Origin of the sequence: Limnobaculum parvum (assembly GCF_003096015.2) — a bacterium.
GTDB lineage: Bacteria > Pseudomonadota > Gammaproteobacteria > Enterobacterales > Enterobacteriaceae > Limnobaculum > Limnobaculum parvum.
Map to the genome: position 1 here is coordinate 839,792 of NZ_CP029185.2, position 17,362 is coordinate 857,153.

12 protein-coding genes and 3 tRNA genes are annotated in these 17,362 nt (G+C 47.4%); 7 read left to right on the top strand and 8 right to left on the bottom strand.

All coding sequences use genetic code 11. From position 1 onward, the window contains the following. The first annotated feature begins 121 nt into the window (after positions 1-121). The 3 genes from ptrA to recD are packed head-to-tail and all read left to right on the top strand — an operon-like array spanning position 122 to position 8,408. Positions 122-3,001, top strand: coding sequence for a pitrilysin (ptrA, locus tag HYN51_RS03120; protein ID WP_108901506.1), 2,880 nt, complete (start codon positions 122-124; stop codon positions 2,999-3,001). Positions 3,002-3,003: 2 nt separating this feature from the next. After that, a complete protein-coding gene (gene recB, locus HYN51_RS03125) occupies positions 3,004-6,540 on the top strand; it encodes an exodeoxyribonuclease V subunit beta (protein ID WP_108901507.1) in 3,537 nt (1,178 codons plus the stop codon). After that, the gene (gene recD / locus HYN51_RS03130; RefSeq protein ID WP_108901508.1) at positions 6,540-8,408 is read left to right on the top strand and encodes an exodeoxyribonuclease V subunit alpha; all 1,869 of its coding nucleotides are present in this window, start codon (positions 6,540-6,542) and stop codon (positions 8,406-8,408) included. The genes recB and recD overlap by 1 nt, the downstream gene beginning before the upstream one ends. A 107-nt stretch (positions 8,409-8,515) precedes the next feature. Here the strand turns inward: recD and argA are convergent, their stop codons facing one another. Further along, the gene (argA, locus tag HYN51_RS03135; RefSeq protein ID WP_192878467.1) at positions 8,516-9,844 is read right to left on the bottom strand and encodes an amino-acid N-acetyltransferase; all 1,329 of its coding nucleotides are present in this window, start codon (positions 9,842-9,844) and stop codon (positions 8,516-8,518) included. A 305-nt stretch (positions 9,845-10,149) separates the two neighbouring features. Between argA and amiC the strand changes: the two genes are divergently transcribed. Then, positions 10,150-11,391 (top strand): N-acetylmuramoyl-L-alanine amidase AmiC, encoded by a 1,242-nt coding sequence (gene amiC, locus HYN51_RS03140; protein ID WP_108901510.1) that lies wholly within the window; start codon positions 10,150-10,152, stop codon positions 11,389-11,391. On the opposite strand, the gene HYN51_RS03145 is transcribed toward amiC, so the two are convergent. The 4 genes from HYN51_RS03145 to HYN51_RS03160 form a co-directional block, all read right to left on the bottom strand. After that, positions 11,388-11,729, bottom strand: coding sequence for a DHCW motif cupin fold protein (locus HYN51_RS03145; RefSeq protein WP_108901511.1), 342 nt, complete (start codon positions 11,727-11,729; stop codon positions 11,388-11,390). The genes amiC and HYN51_RS03145 overlap by 4 nt on opposite strands. A 130-nt stretch (positions 11,730-11,859) precedes the next feature. Next, positions 11,860-11,936, bottom strand: a tRNA-Met gene (locus tag HYN51_RS03150). A 65-nt stretch (positions 11,937-12,001) separates the two neighbouring features. Next, positions 12,002-12,078 (bottom strand) — tRNA-Met (locus HYN51_RS03155). A gap of 65 nt (positions 12,079-12,143) precedes the next feature. Next, a tRNA-Met gene (locus HYN51_RS03160) sits at positions 12,144-12,220 on the bottom strand. A gap of 212 nt (positions 12,221-12,432) precedes the next feature. Between HYN51_RS03160 and mltA the strand changes: the two genes are divergently transcribed. Both mltA and tcdA read left to right on the top strand, forming a co-directional pair. Then, positions 12,433-13,545, top strand: coding sequence for a murein transglycosylase A (gene mltA, locus HYN51_RS03165; RefSeq protein ID WP_108901512.1), 1,113 nt, complete (start codon positions 12,433-12,435; stop codon positions 13,543-13,545). Positions 13,546-13,729: 184 nt separating this feature from the next. After that, positions 13,730-14,536, top strand: a complete 807-nt coding sequence (gene tcdA, locus HYN51_RS03170) for a tRNA cyclic N6-threonylcarbamoyladenosine(37) synthase TcdA (RefSeq protein WP_108901513.1) — start codon at positions 13,730-13,732, stop codon at positions 14,534-14,536. A 67-nt stretch (positions 14,537-14,603) separates the two neighbouring features. On the opposite strand, the gene HYN51_RS03175 is transcribed toward tcdA, so the two are convergent. From HYN51_RS03175 to csdA, 3 genes are read right to left on the bottom strand one after another with little or no spacing between them, the layout of a single operon-like run. Next, positions 14,604-15,116, bottom strand: a complete 513-nt coding sequence (locus HYN51_RS03175; RefSeq protein WP_108901514.1) for a hypothetical protein — start codon at positions 15,114-15,116, stop codon at positions 14,604-14,606. 50 nt (positions 15,117-15,166) lie between these two features. Continuing rightward, positions 15,167-15,604: a cysteine desulfurase sulfur acceptor subunit CsdE gene (gene csdE, locus HYN51_RS03180; protein WP_108901515.1), complete on the bottom strand. Its 438-nt coding sequence runs from the start codon at positions 15,602-15,604 to the stop codon at positions 15,167-15,169. Continuing rightward, positions 15,604-16,806 (bottom strand): cysteine desulfurase CsdA, encoded by a 1,203-nt coding sequence (gene csdA / locus HYN51_RS03185; protein WP_108901516.1) that lies wholly within the window; start codon positions 16,804-16,806, stop codon positions 15,604-15,606. The genes csdE and csdA overlap by 1 nt, the downstream gene beginning before the upstream one ends. A gap of 262 nt (positions 16,807-17,068) precedes the next feature. Here csdA and HYN51_RS03190 point away from each other — a divergent pair, with 262 nt between their 5' ends. Then, positions 17,069-17,293 carry a YgdI/YgdR family lipoprotein gene (locus HYN51_RS03190; protein WP_108901517.1) on the top strand — a complete coding sequence of 75 codons (225 nt, stop codon included), beginning with the start codon at positions 17,069-17,071 and terminating at the stop codon, positions 17,291-17,293. The last annotated feature ends 69 nt before the right edge of the window (positions 17,294-17,362 follow it).

The following is a 17,362-nucleotide window of genomic DNA, read 5'->3' on the forward strand; positions in this document are numbered from 1 at the left end:
ATCGTTGGACGGTAGCGGGCAGAGGGTAAGTTTTGCCTGATATGTGGGGCAGGTGCAACGATCCGCTATGTTGCCCATTGTCTGTATTAGTGGTTATTCGGTCATTCCAGAAGGAAATTTAATGCGTAAGTTACATGCCTGGATCGCAGGCACCACACTGATGTTGTCTTGTTGGGCTCCTCTGGCATTTGCGGCTCAGGGGTGGAAGCCATTGCCTGAGGAAATACAAAAGAGTGTGGGAGATGCTCGTGAGTATCAGGCGATTAAATTAGATAATGGTATGACGGTATTACTGGTATCCGATAGTCTGGCCAGCAAATCGTTGGCGGCTCTGGCCTTACCGGTAGGTTCACTGGAAGATCCTGACAGTCAGTTGGGACTGGCTCACTATCTGGAACATATGGTTCTGATGGGTTCAAAGCGTTACCCTGAGCCAGATAGCATCTCTGAATTTCTTAAAAAACACGGTGGCAGCCATAACGCTAGTACCGCATCTTACCGCACGGCATTCTATCTTGAAGTAGAAAATGACGCACTGTCCCCGGCGGTTGACCGCCTAGCTGATGCCATCGCCGAGCCTTTGTTGGATCCGGTATATGCCGATCGTGAACGTAATGCGGTGAATGCAGAATTAACCATGGCCCGTTCGCGTGATGGTATGCGTATTGGGCAAGTTGGCGCAGAAACCTTAAACCCTGCCCACCCAACGTCACGTTTTTCCGGCGGTAATCTGGAAACGCTAAAAGATAAGCCGGGCAGTAAATTGCAGGATGAACTGAACGCTTTTTATCAGCGTTACTATTCGGCCAATCTGATGGTTGGGGTTTTATATGGTAACCAATCTTTGGCCGATTTAGCGAAGCTGGCGAACGACACTTATGGTCGAATCAGCAACCATAACGCGACGGTTCCAGCGATTACCGTGCCGGCAGCAACTGAAAAAGAGAAAGGGCTGATCATTCACTATGTGCCAGCCCAGCCGCGTAAACAGATGCGTATTGAGTTTCGTATTGCTAACAATGTGGCGGAGTTTCGCAGTAAAACCGATACCTATATTAGTTACTTAATTGGTAACCGCAGTGAGAATACCCTGTCGGACTGGCTGCGTAAGCAAGGGCTGGCGGACAGTATTGGGGCTGGCGTTAGCCCAGTAGTTGACCGTAACGGTGGCATATTCAGTATTAGCCTTTCGTTAACGGATAAAGGGCAGGCTAATCGCGATAAGGTGATTGCGGCGATATTTGATTATCTGAAAATGATTCGTCAGGAAGGTATTCGCCAAGACTACTTTGATGAAATTGCCCATGTATTAAAACTGGATTTCCGCTATCCATCCGTTACCCGCGATATGGATTATGTTGAGTGGCTATCAGATTCCATGCTGAATATTCCGATCAAAAATATTCTGGATTCTGATTATCTGGCTGATAAGTACGATCCAAAAGCCATTGCTGCGCGTTTGGATGAAATGACGCCAGAGGCCGCACGGATATGGTTTATTAGCCCAGATGAGCCGCACAATAAAACCGCCTATTTCGTCGATGCACCTTATCAGGTCGATCGGATAAAGCCTGAACAGATTGAAGGCTGGAAGGCCGAAGGGAAGCAAATAACGCTGAGCCTCCCGGCGCTGAACCCGTATATTCCGGATAATTTTAAGCTGGTGGCAGAAAGTAAATCCAAAGAGCCCCAGTTAGTCCTGAATGAGGCCAATAATCGGGCGTGGTATATTCCAAGTGAATACTTTGCTGGCGATCCGAAAGTGAATGTGACGCTGGCTTTACGTAATGCTAAAACTCAGGACAGTGCTCGTAATCAGGTGATGTTTGCCCTAACGGACTATTTGGCCGAGCAGGCTGTATCTCAACTGAGTTATCAGGCCTCCGTTGGGGGGATCAGTTTCTCTTCTTCGGCGAATAACGGTTTACAGTTTTCTGCATCAGGTTTTAGTCAGCATTTACCCCAACTGGTGAGTGCTTTACTGGAGCAATACCGCAGTTTCACCATAACGCCAGAAGAGCTGGAGCAAGCCAAGTCGTGGTATCGCGAACAGATGGAAGCGGCGGAAAAAGGCAAGGCTTATGAACTGGCACTACAGCCAGTCAAGGCGATTTCTCAGGTGCCTTACAGTGAACGTGATGAACGGCGTAAGCTAATGTCTGGCATCACCGTTGATGACATTCTTCAATATCGTAATCAACTGCTGACAAACAGTTCACAGGAAATGTTCGTGCTGGGTGATATGACCCAAGAACAGGTGAAAACCCTAGCGTTAAGCATCAGTAAACAATTGGGTTGTCAGGGTTCCGGCTGGTGGCGTGGTCAGAATGTGGTGGTGGAAAAAACTCAGCAGGCTAATCTGATGAAAGCGGGGAGCAGCACAGACTCGGCGCTGGCAGCGGTGTATATCCCTGAAGGCTATGATGAAGTGCAAAGCATGGCTCGCAGCAGTCTGTTAACCCAGATAATACAGCCGTGGTTTTATAATCAGTTAAGAACGGAAGAGCAACTTGGCTACGCGGTGTTTGTTTTCCCGATGACCGTTGGCCGTCAGTGGGGCGTAGGGTTCTTACTGCAAAGCAATAATCAGACTCCGGCTCATCTGGAAGAACGCTATTTGAATTTCTATCAAATGGCAGATAAGAAACTTTCAGCCCTTAACGATAAAGATTTCAATCAGTATCGCCAGGCGCTAGTGAATGAACTGGAACAACGTCCACAAACTATGGATGAGGAAACGGCACTTTATCTGAATGATTTCAGCCGTGGTAATGACCGGTTTGATACACGTAAAAAGGTATTAGAACAGGTGAAAAAGCTGACCAAACAGGATATTCAAACCTTCTATCAGCAGGCGGTGATAGCGCGTAAAGGGTTAGCTGTACTGTCTCAAATTATGGGACAGGGCGATCTGAAAACCCAATACGCGGAGCTAAAAGGTTGGGATGTGTATAAAGATGCCTCATCACTGCAAAAAACATTACCGGTGAAGGTTCAGTGATAATGAGGGTTACACAACCTTTAAGGTTAGAACCACTAACGCTCCCTCTGTTTGGGGAGCGTTTAATTGAAGCATCGGCGGGAACGGGGAAGACTTATACGCTTGCCGTGCTTTATTTACGTTTATTGCTGGGACTGGGGCAGCAGGCTGCTTATCCCCGTAAACTTTCGGTAGAAGAAATACTGGTTGTTACTTTTACCGAAGCCGCAACGGAAGAGCTGCGTAACCGCATTCGAGATAATATTCATCGTTTACGTATTGCCTGTATTCGTAATGACAGCAGCGATCCGCAGCTGTCGCAATTGCTGTCAGAGTTAGCGGATAAAGAGGAAGCTAGTGACTTGTTATTAGCCGCTGAACGCCAAATGGATGAAGCGGCAATTTATACTATCCACGGTTTTTGTCAGCGTATGCTGAGCCACAATGCCTTTGAATCAGGCGTTTTGTTTGAGCAATCGTTAATTGAAGATGAACTTCCTTTAAGGCGTCAGGCAGTAGCCGATTTTTGGCGTCGTCACTGTTATCCTCTGCCTTTACCGGTTGCACTCGCGATAAGTGCCGAGTGGAGTGGTCCTGAGCGTTTACTGGCAGACGTGATGCCCTATTTGCATGGGGAAGCTCCCCAACTGCGTCAGCCGCCGTCCCAAGATGATATTCTGCTGCGGCACCAGCAAATTGTTGAGCGTATCGAAGCGTTAAAACAGCAGTGGCGAGCGGCGTTTTCCGGGCTGGAATCATTAATCAGTCAGTCGGGCGTGGATAAACGCAGCTATAGCACTAAACATCTGCCGAACTGGCTGCAAAAAGTGAATTTGTGGGCAGAGCAGGAGACTCAAGATTACCAGCTACCGAAAGATCTGAATCATTTCCGTCAATCAGTGCTGTATGAAAAAACTAAAAAAGGTGAAGCACCGGTTGATCCCCTGTTTACTGCTATTGATCTGATCTATTCCGAGCCTTTGACCCTGCGCGATTTAATCTTATCCAAAGCGATAAGCGAAGTGCGCCTGTCGGTACAGCAAGAGAAGCGTCGACATGCTGAGATGGGGTTTGATGACCTGCTGAGCCGATTAGACTCCGCTTTACAACGCCCTGGCGCTGAGGCCTTGGCTCAAGCCATCAGGCTGCGCTATCCGGTGGCAATGATTGATGAATTTCAGGATACCGATCCACAGCAGTACCGAATATTTAATAAGCTGTATGGTGGTCGTGAAGATACCGGGTTATTACTGATAGGCGATCCTAAACAGGCCATTTATGCTTTTCGCGGTGCCGATATCTTCACCTATATGCAGGCTAGAAATGAAGTAAGTAACCACTACACGATGGAGACTAACTGGCGTTCTTCTGCATCCATGGTGAGCTCGGTGAATTACCTGTTTCAGCAACTGCCAGCCCCTTTCATTTTTCAGCAAATTCCTTTTATGCCGGTTAATGCGGCAGAAAAAAACCAGCATCTGAGATTTGAGTTGGATGGCGATAGCCAGCCTGCCGTCTCTCTGTGGTTGCAGCCGGGAGAAGGTTGTGGTCTTAATGAATATCAGCAGTTTATGGCCCGTTGCTGTGCGGTGCAGATTCGAGAGTGGCTGATTGCGGGTCAACATCAACGCGCATGGTTAGTGAGTGCTACGCAGCGTCAGCCCGTGGTTGCGGCCGATATCGCTATTTTAGTTCGAACCGGTAAAGAAGCGTCACTGGTGAGGGATGCTTTAAACGCTTTAGGGATACCTTCTGTCTATTTATCCAACCGTGAGAGTGTGTTTACTACACCAGAAGCCAAAGACGTTCTGTGGCTATTACAGGCGGTGTTGTCTCCGGAAAAAGAGAGAACGCTACGTAGTGCTTTAGCCAGTAGTCTGTTGGGGCTGGATGCCCACCAGATTGATGTTATCAATCGGGATGAGCGGGAATGGGATAGGCTGGTAGAAGAGTTCAGCCGCTATCGCCAACTTTGGCTAAAACGCGGTGTTTTACCGATGCTGCGAGAAGTGATGTCACGGCGGCAACTGGCGGAAAACCTGCTGGTGACGCTGGGCGGAGAACGTCGTTTAACGGACATTATGCATATTGGCGAATTGTTGCAGGAAGCCTCATTAAAGCTGGAGAGTGAACACTCACTGGTACGCTGGTTAGCACAGCAGATTACTCAGCCTAACGATCGTTCAGATAGCCAACAGCTGAGGCTGGAGAGCGACCGCAATTTGGTGAGAGTGGTGACAATCCATAAATCGAAAGGATTGGAGTACCCACTGGTCTGGCTGCCCTTTATTTGTGGTTTCCGTCAGCAGAATCAGGCGCTTTATCACGATCGCGAAACGTTCTCAGCCATGCTGGATTTGCAGCAAAGTGAGGATTCGCTAGCGTTGGCAGAAGAAGAACGACTGGCCGAGGATCTGCGTTTGCTTTATGTGGCCATGACCCGCTCTATCTATCATTGCAGCATTGGTGTGACGCCGCTTTATTCCGGTAATCGGCGGCAGGGCAATTCTGATATACACCGCAGTGCAATGGGATATTTGCTACAGCGCGGGCAACCTGGCAACGCTGCTTTTTTAGCTGATGCTTTGCAGATGTCGGCGCAGCACGATGGTATTCAACACCATTTGGCTGTAGAGATGGATGAGGCGCTGTGGCAAGATAATAAATTACAACCAGCGTTGCTGACAGCCCGCACGTTTACCGGCCAGCGGCAAAATAGCTGGCGCGTTACCAGTTATTCAGGTTTGCAACAGCAGGGATCCTCCCATCACTACGACTTATTGCCGCGCTTTGATACCGATGCAGCAGGAGAAAAGGGAGATAGCCTACCGCAACGGTTATCACCACATACTTTTCCGAAAGGCGCAGCTCCGGGAACGTTTTTGCACGATCTGTTGGAGAATCTCGATTTTACCCAACCGATAATCAGCGACCAACTGAATGAAAAAGTGCTATTGCAGGGGTTGGAAAGTCACTGGACACCTGTTTTGCAGCAGTGGTTAGAGACTATTTTATCTTCACCGCTAGATGTGCAAGGAATCTGTTTAAACGATATTTCAGCCGCTGCTCGCCAGGCAGAGCTACAGTTTTATTTGCCTATTGGTCCATTGCTACAGGCGGAACGTTTAGACGCATTAGTTAAGCATTATGATCCACTGTCTGCCCGCTGTCCTGAGCTGGTTTTTCGGCAGGTTCAAGGGATGCTAAAAGGGTTTATCGATCTGGTGTTTTGTTGGCAAGGTCGCTATTACTTACTGGACTATAAGTCCAACTGGTTGGGTGAAAGTGCCGAATCTTATACTCCACAGGCAATGGCTGATGCCATGTGCGATCACCGTTACGATCTACAGTATCAACTTTATTCATTAGCACTCCATCGCTACTTACGTCATCGTATTGCTGACTATGATTATCAGCGTCATTTTGGTGGCGTGTTCTATCTTTTTCTACGAGGTATTGAGAAAGATAAGCCAGGGCAAGGCGTATTTCATTGTCGGCCTGAATGGGCGCTGGTGGATGGGTTAGATCGCTTGTTCAGCGGTCAGGAGGAGATAGTCTGATGTTTAGCCTGTTGCAAAAAGCAGTGGATGCTTCCCTTCTGAGGCCTTTGGATATTCAGTTGGCCCGTTTATTAGCCGGAGAGAATCCTTGTCTAGCATTGCTGGTTGCCTGTTTGAGCGCTGAAACTGGCGCAGGTCATGTGTGCCTGTTTCTACGTCATTTTAATCAGGCGATGTTGTTTGATGGTCGACATACTGAGTTGGCGGCAGAAGTTTGGCATAAAGCCGGAGATCCACAGCTTGCTGATTTAATGCTGGCGCTGGAATCGACGCCTGCGGTGACTCAAGGCGATTGGCCTGCACCGTTGGTTTTGCAACATGAGCGGCTCTACCTGCAGCGGATGTGGCGCGATGAAGGGTTAATTGCCAACTTCTTTCTGCATCAAAGTGCTATGCCTGATAGCCTGACACAACAGACAATGGATGTTTTACGACCGGCATTGGATGAGTATTTTCCACCCTCTACGGATGATATTAACTGGCAGAAGGTCGCCGCCGCCGTCGCGGTAACTCGTCAGGCATCGATTATTTCTGGCGGGCCGGGAACCGGAAAAACGACTACCGTCGCGAGATTGCTGGCGGTGCTGTTGCAGTTTGCTGGTGAGAGGCGCTTACGTATTGCGCTGGCAGCACCAACGGGAAAAGCTGCAGCACGATTAACTGAATCATTAGGGCAAGCCATTCAGGGATTATCACTGACAGACAATTGGCTCCAACAGATGCCAACCGAGGCCTCCACGCTTCACCGTTTGCTGGGGGTTCAGTCCAACAGCCGTCGTTTACGTTATCACAAAGATAATCCGCTGCATCTTGATGTTCTGATTGTCGATGAGGCTTCAATGGTCGACTTGCCCATGATGGCTCGTCTGATAGAAGCTTTACCAGAACACGCCCGTCTGATTCTGTTGGGGGATCGGGATCAATTGGCTTCTGTTGAAGCGGGTGCCGTTTTGGGTGATATTTGCCGATTTGCGGAACAAGGCTACAGTCGCCAGCGTGCCGATGAACTATCAGGACTGACCGGTTTTGATATTTCTTCGGCGGATTTATCGCAGGCGGTAGCCGTCAGGGATAATTTATGTCTTTTGAAGAAGAGCTACCGTTTCCACCAAAACTCGGGTATTGGTCAACTGGCGCTGGCGGTTAATCAAGGAGAGGGGCGCTCTGCCATTGGCTGTTTTAGTCAGGACTATGGTGACTTAAGCTGGTTTTCGATTAAAACGCCGGCGGATTATTTACATCTTCTGGCGGTTTGCGTTGATGGTTATCGGGACTATCTCAACCAGATTAAGTCTGGCGAGCCTCGAGATATTTTGGCGCGATTTAATCAGTTTCGTTTGTTGTGTGCATTACGCAGTGGGCCTTTTGGGGTTGAAGGGCTGAATATCCGTATTGAACAAGCGTTACAGAGTAAGCGCCTGATTAATAAGTCGAGTGATAGTGTCGGGGTGTGGTATTCAGGGCGTCCGGTAATGATTAATCGAAATGACAGCTCGCTGGGTTTGTATAACGGTGATATTGGCATTGCGTTAATGACGCCCGAGGGGGAAATGAGGGTGTATTTCCAGCTTCCTGATGGCTCGCTAAAAGCGATACAACCAAGTCGCTTACCGGATTGCGAAACTGCATATGTGATGACAGTGCATAAATCGCAGGGTTCGGAATTTGACCATACGGTGCTGGTATTGCCGGATACCTTTACACCTTTACTAAGTCGGGAACTGGTGTACACCGCCATTACCCGAGCGCGTCAGAAACTAACGCTATTTGCCAATGAGAATATCCTGTTGTCTGCCATTGCTACGCCAACAGAGCGACATAGCGGGCTGGCAGAACGCTTACAGAGGTATGATTTACCCGTTGCTTGACGATAAAATAGTCATAGCCGATGTCGACGGGTCATTTATTCGACATCTGAATGGCCTTACCGGATGGCCTAAAGCCATCCGGTAAACCAAAGAAATACCAACAGAGCTTAAACCGGGGTAACCAAAATTTTAGATCGCCGCTGGTAGTTATATAAAGCCTGCTTCTTCATCGGCAAAACATCAATATCTGCTGGCATGAAACCACGTTCCTGAAACCAGTGAATACTATGGGTTGTGAGCACAAACAGCTTTTCCAGCCCCATCAGGCGTGCTTGCCCACTGATTTTTTCCAGCAGTATTTCGCCGCGTAATGAGCTGCGATAGTTGGGATGAACCGCAACACAGGCCATTTCACCAATTTTCTCTTCTGGAAAAGGGTAGAGTGCCGCACAGGCGATAGTCATATTATCCCGTTCGATGATGGTGAATTTATCGATCTCCATCTCCAATTGCTCTCTTGAACGGCGAACCAGAATGCCCTGTTGTTCCAGAGGGCGGATCAGCTCCAGAATACCGCCAATATCGCGAATGGTGGCCCGGCGTACCTGTTCCGCACTCTCCATGACGATTTGTGTGCCGATACCATCACGGGAGAATAGTTCCTGTAGCAGGGCTCCGCTGTCTTGATAACTGATCAGGTGACAACGGCGAACCCCGCTGCGGCAGGCTTTGATTGCGCCGCGCAGGAAGCGTACGGTACCCGAGCTGTAATTACCCTGAGCTTCATGTTGGTCTAGATAGGTTTGGGCATCGTTAGGGAAAAGTTCTGACAGAATATTCCCCTTTTCGTCTGCCACGCCTTGTGAAGAACAGAAGCCAATCATTTTCTCGGCTTTCAGCTTGATAGCCAGTTGAGTCGCCACCTCTTCTGACGTGAGGTTAAAACTCTCACCGGTAACGGAAACGGCAACCGGTCCCAGCAAAACAATAGCACCGCTGCTTAGTTGGCGCTGAATCGCCTCTTCATCAATCCGGCGGATGCGCCCGCTATGACAGTAATCGATACCATCATCTACCCCTAAAGGTTGGGAGATAACAAAGTTACCGCTGACAACGTTGATGTGGGCCCCCTGCAACGGGGTATTATTCAGACTCATGGAAAGTCGAGCGGTAATATCCAATTGAAGACGACCGGCTGCTTGTTTTACCAGTTCCAGAGATTCTGCATCGGTTACCCTCGTATGTTTATGATAAATCGAAGGCTTATTGTGTACCGCTAGATTGGCATCGATCTGTGGACGAGCACCATAGACCACGACCAGTTGAATACCTAAGCTGTGGAGTAAACCAATATCGCTGATGATATTACCAAAATTATCATGTTCAATGGCCTCACCACCTAGCATGATGACAAAGGTCTTCCCCCGGTGGGCATTAATATAAGGAACCGAATGGCGGAAACCTTCAACCAATTCAGTGCTGCGCTCCTTCATGATTAACCTCATTGCATAATAATTCGATATTTTTGTATTTTTATTCTATTTAAGGTGTTCTGGCAAGCAGAAAATTGAGTCAAAATTGATTTAGTCAGGGATTATTCAATAGACGAAGTGAATAAAATTGATTAGGCTTCGACGATTTTAAGCATTATGTGCTTATTTTCGCGTATTTTCATATTAAAATTATGCTCATGAGCAGATAACAAGTATGTAAAACGTGACAGCACCGCTTCACTTCGGTAGAGTTTTACGCCAGCTTTGCTTTATGTGCATAACAGTCTTTTGTTTTATTTCGGAGAATCATGTCTAGCTCTAAGCCCAATTATTTACGCCGCCGTTTGTTGCAGGGAGCTGCTGCGACGTGGTTATTGAGTGTAAGTGGCATTGGCATTGCTGCCTCTGTGGCCAGTGTTGTTGCTGTGCGCGTATGGCCTTCTTCGACCTATACGCGAGTTACACTGGAGTCGACGATTCCGCTAAAGTATAAACAGTTTGCCTTATCCAATCCCAATCGCTTGGTGATTGATATTGAGAACGTCAATTTAAACAGCGTGCTAAAAGCGGTCTCTGCTCAAGTCCCGAATAACGATCCTTATCTGAAACTGGCGCGAGTGGGGCAACACGATCCCAATACGGTTCGGTTGGTGTTGGAGTTAAAGCAAAATATTAATCCAAATCTGTTTACGCTGAAGCCTGTTGCCGAGTTTAAAAATCGTCTGGTGGTTGATCTCTATCCGGCTAATGGTGGCTCTTCAGAACCGGATGACCCGCTGCTGGCGTTGCTAAAAGAATACAACCAAGGCGATCTGGAAAAAGATCGGCCCTCAGCATCGCCACAGGCAGGGAAAGTCGGGCGCGATCGTCCTTTGGTTATCATGCTCGATCCGGGGCACGGTGGGGAAGATCCTGGTGCTATCGGTAAACGAGGCACTAAAGAGAAGAATATCGTTCTGCAAATTGCACGCCGTCTACGCACCCTAATACAGAAAGAATCGGGAATGAAGGTGTATATGACCCGCAATGAGGATGTGTTTATTCCATTGAAAGTGCGAGTTGCAAAAGCCAGAGCGCAAAAGGCAGATCTGTTTATTTCTATCCATGCCGATGCTTTTACCGATCGTTCAGCCAATGGCTCTTCGGTGTTTGCTTTGTCGACTAAAGGGGCAACCAGCAGCGCGGCTAAGTATCTGGCTCAAACTCAGAATGAATCCGATCAGATCGGCGGGGTGAGTAAGAGTGGTGACCGCTACCTTGACCATACTATTTTTGATCTGGTGCAAACCGCCACTATCAATAGCAGTCTTAAATTTGGTAAAGACGTGCTGACGCGTATGGGGCGGGTAAACGAGTTGCATAAGAACAAAATTGAACAGGCAGGGTTTGCGGTACTTAAAGCGCCGGATATACCATCGATTTTGATTGAAACTGCGTTTATTTCCAATCTGGAGGAAGAGCGCAAGTTGAAAACGGCAAAATTCCAACAGCAGATTGCGGAATCGGTTTTTGCCGGTATTAAGGCGTATTTCGCGACTATTAAATATTAATCAACAATCAGTAGGCGGGCGCCGGTTTTGCTATAGGACTGGTGCGCTTCAGCATTATCGCCAACCTGATAGCTTACCCCCGGCGTGAGCACGAACTTACGTCCATCATCTAGGGTAGTTTCCAATTCACCTTCTAGGCAGAACAGCACGTGTCCTTTACTGCACCAGTGGTCAGCAAGATATTCCGCCGAGTATTCAACCATACGAACACGAATTTTGTTTTGTTCTTCACCAAAAAAGCGAGTTTGCCACCAAGCCGTGCCAGTTTCACCTTGGTGTTCTGTTTTTTCCACGTTGGCCCAGTGGGTCAGACTAAAAGCGAATGGTGACATTTTCATTTATAAGCGGCCCATATAACTAACCAAAATTCAAACAGATTGAATTTAAGAGTAGCACAGGAAGATTAGATATCAGGCAGATAAAAAACAAATGATGGAAGTATATGATGAGAAAGTTAGCGCTTCGGATTGGTTGCGGGGGCCAGATTTGAACTGACGACCTTCGGGTTATGAGCCCGACGAGCTACCGGGCTGCTCCACCCCGCGTCCGAAAAAGACTTGATACTGCAATAGAACACATTTCTGTTTTAATACGTTGGTAAGTATCAGATTGGTTGCGGGGGCCAGATTTGAACTGACGACCTTCGGGTTATGAGCCCGACGAGCTACCGGGCTGCTCCACCCCGCGTCCGATAAGACTTGATACTACAACAGAAGATGTTTCTGCCTTAATACCTTGGCATAGTATTAAGTTGGTTGCGGGGGCCAGATTTGAACTGACGACCTTCGGGTTATGAGCCCGACGAGCTACCAGGCTGCTCCACCCCGCGTCCGTAGGAGGCGCATATTACTCTCTGTGGTTCAGGTTGCAAGCTATTTTTCTTTAATATAACAAAAAAGAAGGTTTGAATTTTACGGTTGATTAACTTTTCATCATTTCATTATCGTCACTTTTTTTATAGGCGCTTTCCTTTATACTGGTGGCTTTCGTATTATTCGATAGCAACAGAGCAGCGGTTAATCAAAGGTAGGCGGCGATATAATGAAAGGACGTTGGATAAAATTTATACTGGGTGGCGTCGTTATTGCGTTACTCGCAGGATGTGAATCACGGCCGACCGATCGTGGACAACAATATAAAGATGGTAAATTGAGTCAGAAATTTGGTTTGGTGAACAACCCAAATGCTAAAAATAAACCGGTTAATGGCAAAGATTTTGCTCAACAGGTTTATGAAATTAGTCAGGTTTCTCCGGCTCTGTATAACAAACACCGTGATACCTATCAGGCAATTTTCCAGTGGATGGTCTCTGGCGCGGAAGGCCCTCAGTTATCCCAATTCAAGCTTGGCGCTTATCAAATGGAAGGGGTAGATAACTACGGAAACGTTCAGTTTACCGGTTACTACACGCCAGTGATTCATGCACGCCATACTCGTCAAGGTGAGTTTAAATATCCACTGTATTCGATGCCAAAGAAAAGTAAAAATATGCGTCGTTTACCCGATCGTGCAGGTATTTATGCCGGTGAATTGGATGGCTTAAATCTGGAGTTAGCTTACAGCAATTCGCTAGTAGATAACTTCATGATGGAGGTGCAGGGTAGCGCGTACGTTGACTTTGGTGATGGTACGCCGATGGTATTCTTCGCCTATGCGGGTAAAAACGGACGTGCATATAACAGCATTGGTAAAGTGCTGATTGATCGTAATGAAGTACCGCGTGAAGAGATGTCTATGCAGGCTATCAAGCGCTGGACCGAGCAGCACAGCGACGAGGAAGTTAGAGAACTGCTGGAGCAGAATCCTTCTTTTGTCTTCTTTAAGCCAAGACATTCTGCACCGGTAAAAGGTGCGAGCGCGGTTCCATTGATTGCCAAGGCGTCGGTGGCTTCGGATAAAACATTGATTCCACCGGGCACAACCATTCTGGCAGAGGTTCCTTTGTTAGATAAGAGTGGCAAATTTACCGGTAAGTACGAAATGCGCCTGATGATTGCACTGGACGTCGGTGGTGCAATTAAAGGCCATCACTTCGATATTTATCAGGGCGTTGGCGATGAAGCAGGGCATGCTGCCGGTTTTTATAACCACTATGGTCGAGTATGGGTGCTAAGCGCGCCTTCTGATTCACCGCTTTCATCTGCATCAAACTAAGCGGTTACAACCGAGAATTCAGCAAGAGGTTCTTTTCCTCTTGCTGTTAAATTCATTAAATTTATTGTCGGGGGAGTAGGGATATACCTTACTCCCTACAACATCTATATTGTTATCAACTCTATTTCTGATTTGCGGATGAAATTACCACGCAATTCAATGCTACACCCAATATGAGGTCACCATGTCTGCTGTCTATTCTGATGCCTATTTGCAACGCTTTAGCGGCATCGCCCGTCTGTATGGGCAACCTGCGCTAGCGCTTTTTTCACAGGCTCATGTTTGTGTGATTGGCATTGGTGGTGTGGGTTCCTGGGCGGCAGAAGCGCTAGCTCGCAGCGGTATTGGTCATATTACGTTGATTGATATGGATGATGTGTGCGTAACCAATACTAACCGCCAAATTCATGCGCTGCGCCAAACGGTAGGACAGCCTAAAGGTGACGTGATGGCCCAGCGAATTGCGGAAATTAACCCGGAATGCGAAGTGACCTGTATTGATGACTTTATTACCGCGGATAACGTGGCTGAATATCTGACAAAACAGTTCGACTATGTCATTGATGCCATCGATAGCGTTCGTCCTAAAGCGGCATTATTGGCTTACTGCCGTCGTAATAAAATTCCGGTTGTGACCACCGGAGGAGCGGGTGGTCAGATTGATCCGACACAGATCCAGGTGGTTGATTTGGCAAAAACGATTCAAGACCCTTTAGCGGCTAAACTCCGTGAACGGTTGAAAAGTGATTTTGGCGTAGTGAAAAACGGCAAAGGAAAACTGGGTATCGACTGTGTATTTTCAACTGAACAATTAGTTTATCCTCAGGCTGACGGTAGCGTTTGTGCAGTAAAAAGTACCGCAGAAGGGCCAAAAAGGATGGATTGTGCTTCGGGGTTTGGTGCCATTACTATGGTTACTGCATCATTTGGTTTTGTTGCCGTGTCTCACGCGCTGAAAAAAATGTTGGCGAAAGCGGCACGAAATCAGTAACAGAATTCATTGCTAGTAGCCTGTAGTGCAGGGAGATACCACATCTACAGGCTAGATATTCAAAGCATTATTTAAATTTTATCGACATCAACGATGACTTGCCTGCTTCCAGATAGTTGGCTTCCTCATCTTTCGTTGTATTAAACGTCACGAAAAGTACGGTGCCATTATAGGGCGTGATTAGCATCAGGTTGTGGATATCCGTGTCTGTAGCATGAGAGATAAAATCAAGAATGTAGGCTTTCTTATTGTCTACCATGACTTCTTTTACCTGAGGCTGGTAGTTCTTCATACTTTCCAGCATAAAGTCTTTTAGTTCGTCTAACTTATTGTCAGTTAATGGCATCTTGGTATGGTTGATAGCGACATTGACCGTACCTGATTGATTGGTGTAGACAATTTTAGGTCGATTTTCTGAAGGGTATTTCCGTTTGAGCATATCGTCTGCCATTAGAGTGAACCCTTTTGGAACATCAATGGTGATCTGCCCTTTTATTGGCTCAACGGCGGTCATTTCAATACTGGCATGAGCAGTGAAACTTAATGAGATTGATAAGAGTAGTGCTTTGATAATTTTCATTTTCATCCTTGATATATAACGTTGGTGTGATTGAGTAAAACATTATGTAATTAAATATAGAGAAGCGCTATTTTCTCTATGGCATTAACTAGCGAGTCCAGCCCCTGAGAGCGGGAAGCGCTGAGTTGTTGGTGGATTCCCAACCGATCGAACAACTGCATCAGGTCAAGTTTCACGATTTGTTGTGGCGTTTGGCCTTCAATTTGAGCTAACAGGATAGCCAGAATTCCTTTCACAATTCGGCCTTCGCTGTCGCCGTAGAAGTGTAGCGTGCCGTCTTCATTGCGCTGATGCCCAAGCCAGACCCGGTTTTCACAACCTTTCAGTTCCAACTGTTGCTGTTTTAACGCTTCCGGTAAGGGCGGTAACTGTTTTGACAGTTGAATAAGCTGGCGATAGCGGTCTTCCCACTGTTTTTTATCACTAAACAGGCTGAGTAATTGCGCTGTACCAATATCGGTACCAAAAGGGTGTGGGGCCAACATGATTATTCCAGTAGTGAAAGTGCATGGGTTAACGCATCGTACAACCTATCCACATCAGTGAGTTGATTGTAAGGGGCAAAGGAGGCTCTCAGGGTGCCGCTTACTCCCATTGCATCTAGCAACGGTTGGGCACAATGCTGTCCTGAGCGGATAGCCACACCTTGCTCAGAAAGCAGAGTAGCAACATCACTGTGGTGAAAACCTTCAATATTAAATGCCAGCAGACTGCTGCCGGGTGCCCGATAGCTGATAAATCCGGGAATTGATGATAGTTGGTCGTAGGCTGCCTGTGCCAGCGCGCAGGCATAACGCTCTGCCTCTGCGATATCCTGAGTCTTCAGCCATGACAGTGCGGCACCAACGCCGATGACACCGGCGATGTTAGGGGTACCCGCTTCAAAACATTCAGGAACCGGTTGGGCTTCAAACCCGTGGAAGGAGGCTTGAGTCAGCATTTTTCCGCCGCCCTGCCAAGGAGACATTTCAGCTAATAACTCTGCTTTGCCATACAGTGCGCCAATTCCGGTTGGGCCATAGAGCTTATGGGCAGAGAAAGCGTAGAAATCGATATCTAATTGTTGGACATCCGGTGGTGAGTGCACCACACCTTGTGCACCATCAACCATAACAACGGTGCCATTTTTATGGGCCAGCGTGATGGCCAGATGCAGGTCCGGACAACCGCCTGTGACGTTCGACATATGGCCGATAGCCAAAATTTTAGTTTTGCTACTTAATAACGCCGGTAGTTGGCTCAAGTCAGGCATAAACCACTTATTGAGTGGCAATTTAACCACGTTAGCGCCGGTCTGTTTGGCAACCATTAGCCAGGGAATAAGATTCGAGTGATGTTCTGATTCGGTGACAATGATTTCATCACCCGGTTGCAGACGCGGGCGAGCATAACTTTGAGCAACCAAATTAATCGCTTCCGTGGTGCCTTTAGTCCAAACAATTTGCCGTTCGCTGGCGGCATTGAGTCGTTGAGCCACTTGCAAACGAGCGTTATCAAACAGCTCGGTAGCGTGTTGCGCCGCCGTATGGGCGCTACGATGTACTGTGGCACCATTATGGGCATAGTACTCTTTGGTGGCGTTAATCACTGACAGGGGCTTAAGTGTCGTTGCTGCGCTGTCCAGATAACAGCCTGCTTCACTTAGTGCAGGGAACTGTTGGCGAAATAAATCAGGATTAAACGATTTCATAAGAGGCCATTTGCTGTGGGTATGGATAGTTCTGCAATAACCCTGATTGTACTAGCAGTGAGTTGAAAGCACATCATTAATTGCCGCTAATTTTATTTGCAGTCAGACGCTTTTCAGAAGATAGTTAAAGAGATTTAAGATGATGGTATGACTTTTACCAAGAGGAATATACCCATCATACTTCAAGTTGTAGGTGCGTTGGTTACGTTCCTGCACCCCGAATTATTTAGGGTATAACCTGTTTAACCGTAAGGAATAGTTTATGAAACGTTTTATTCTTGCCTCTGCAGCACTGGCTCTCACGTTAGGTTTAGCTGGTTGTTCCAGCCATTATGAGATGACCATGCAAGATGGCACCAAAATTATCACGGTGGGAGAGCCTCAGGTTGACGAGAGCACCGGTATGGTGACTTATGAAACCCGCTTTGATGGTGAAAAGCAGATAAAACAGAGCGAGATGAAAGAGTATGTTAGGCAGCCATACTAATTTACACCGCTGCCTGATGAAAAACAGAATAAAAAAAGCACCGCCTTGGCGGTGCTACTGTAATCACTA

What these genes read in the sequence shown, in the direction of transcription:
- amiC (WP_108901510.1), top strand. Translation starts at nt 10,150, where the DNA reads ATGTCTAGCTCTAAGCCCAATTATTTACGCCGCCGTTTGTTGCAGGGA.
- recB (WP_108901507.1), top strand. Translation starts at nt 3,004, where the DNA reads ATGAGGGTTACACAACCTTTAAGGTTAGAACCACTAACGCTCCCTCTG.
- ptrA (WP_108901506.1), top strand. Translation starts at nt 122, where the DNA reads ATGCGTAAGTTACATGCCTGGATCGCAGGCACCACACTGATGTTGTCT.
- tcdA (WP_108901513.1), top strand. Translation starts at nt 13,730, where the DNA reads ATGTCTGCTGTCTATTCTGATGCCTATTTGCAACGCTTTAGCGGCATC.
- recD (WP_108901508.1), top strand. Translation starts at nt 6,540, where the DNA reads ATGTTTAGCCTGTTGCAAAAAGCAGTGGATGCTTCCCTTCTGAGGCCT.
- csdA (WP_108901516.1), bottom strand. Translation starts at nt 16,806, where the DNA reads ATGAAATCGTTTAATCCTGATTTATTTCGCCAACAGTTCCCTGCACTA.
- HYN51_RS03145 (WP_108901511.1), bottom strand. Translation starts at nt 11,729, where the DNA reads ATGAAAATGTCACCATTCGCTTTTAGTCTGACCCACTGGGCCAACGTG.
- HYN51_RS03190 (WP_108901517.1), top strand. Translation starts at nt 17,069, where the DNA reads ATGAAACGTTTTATTCTTGCCTCTGCAGCACTGGCTCTCACGTTAGGT.
- HYN51_RS03175 (WP_108901514.1), bottom strand. Translation starts at nt 15,116, where the DNA reads ATGAAAATTATCAAAGCACTACTCTTATCAATCTCATTAAGTTTCACT.
- mltA (WP_108901512.1), top strand. Translation starts at nt 12,433, where the DNA reads ATGAAAGGACGTTGGATAAAATTTATACTGGGTGGCGTCGTTATTGCG.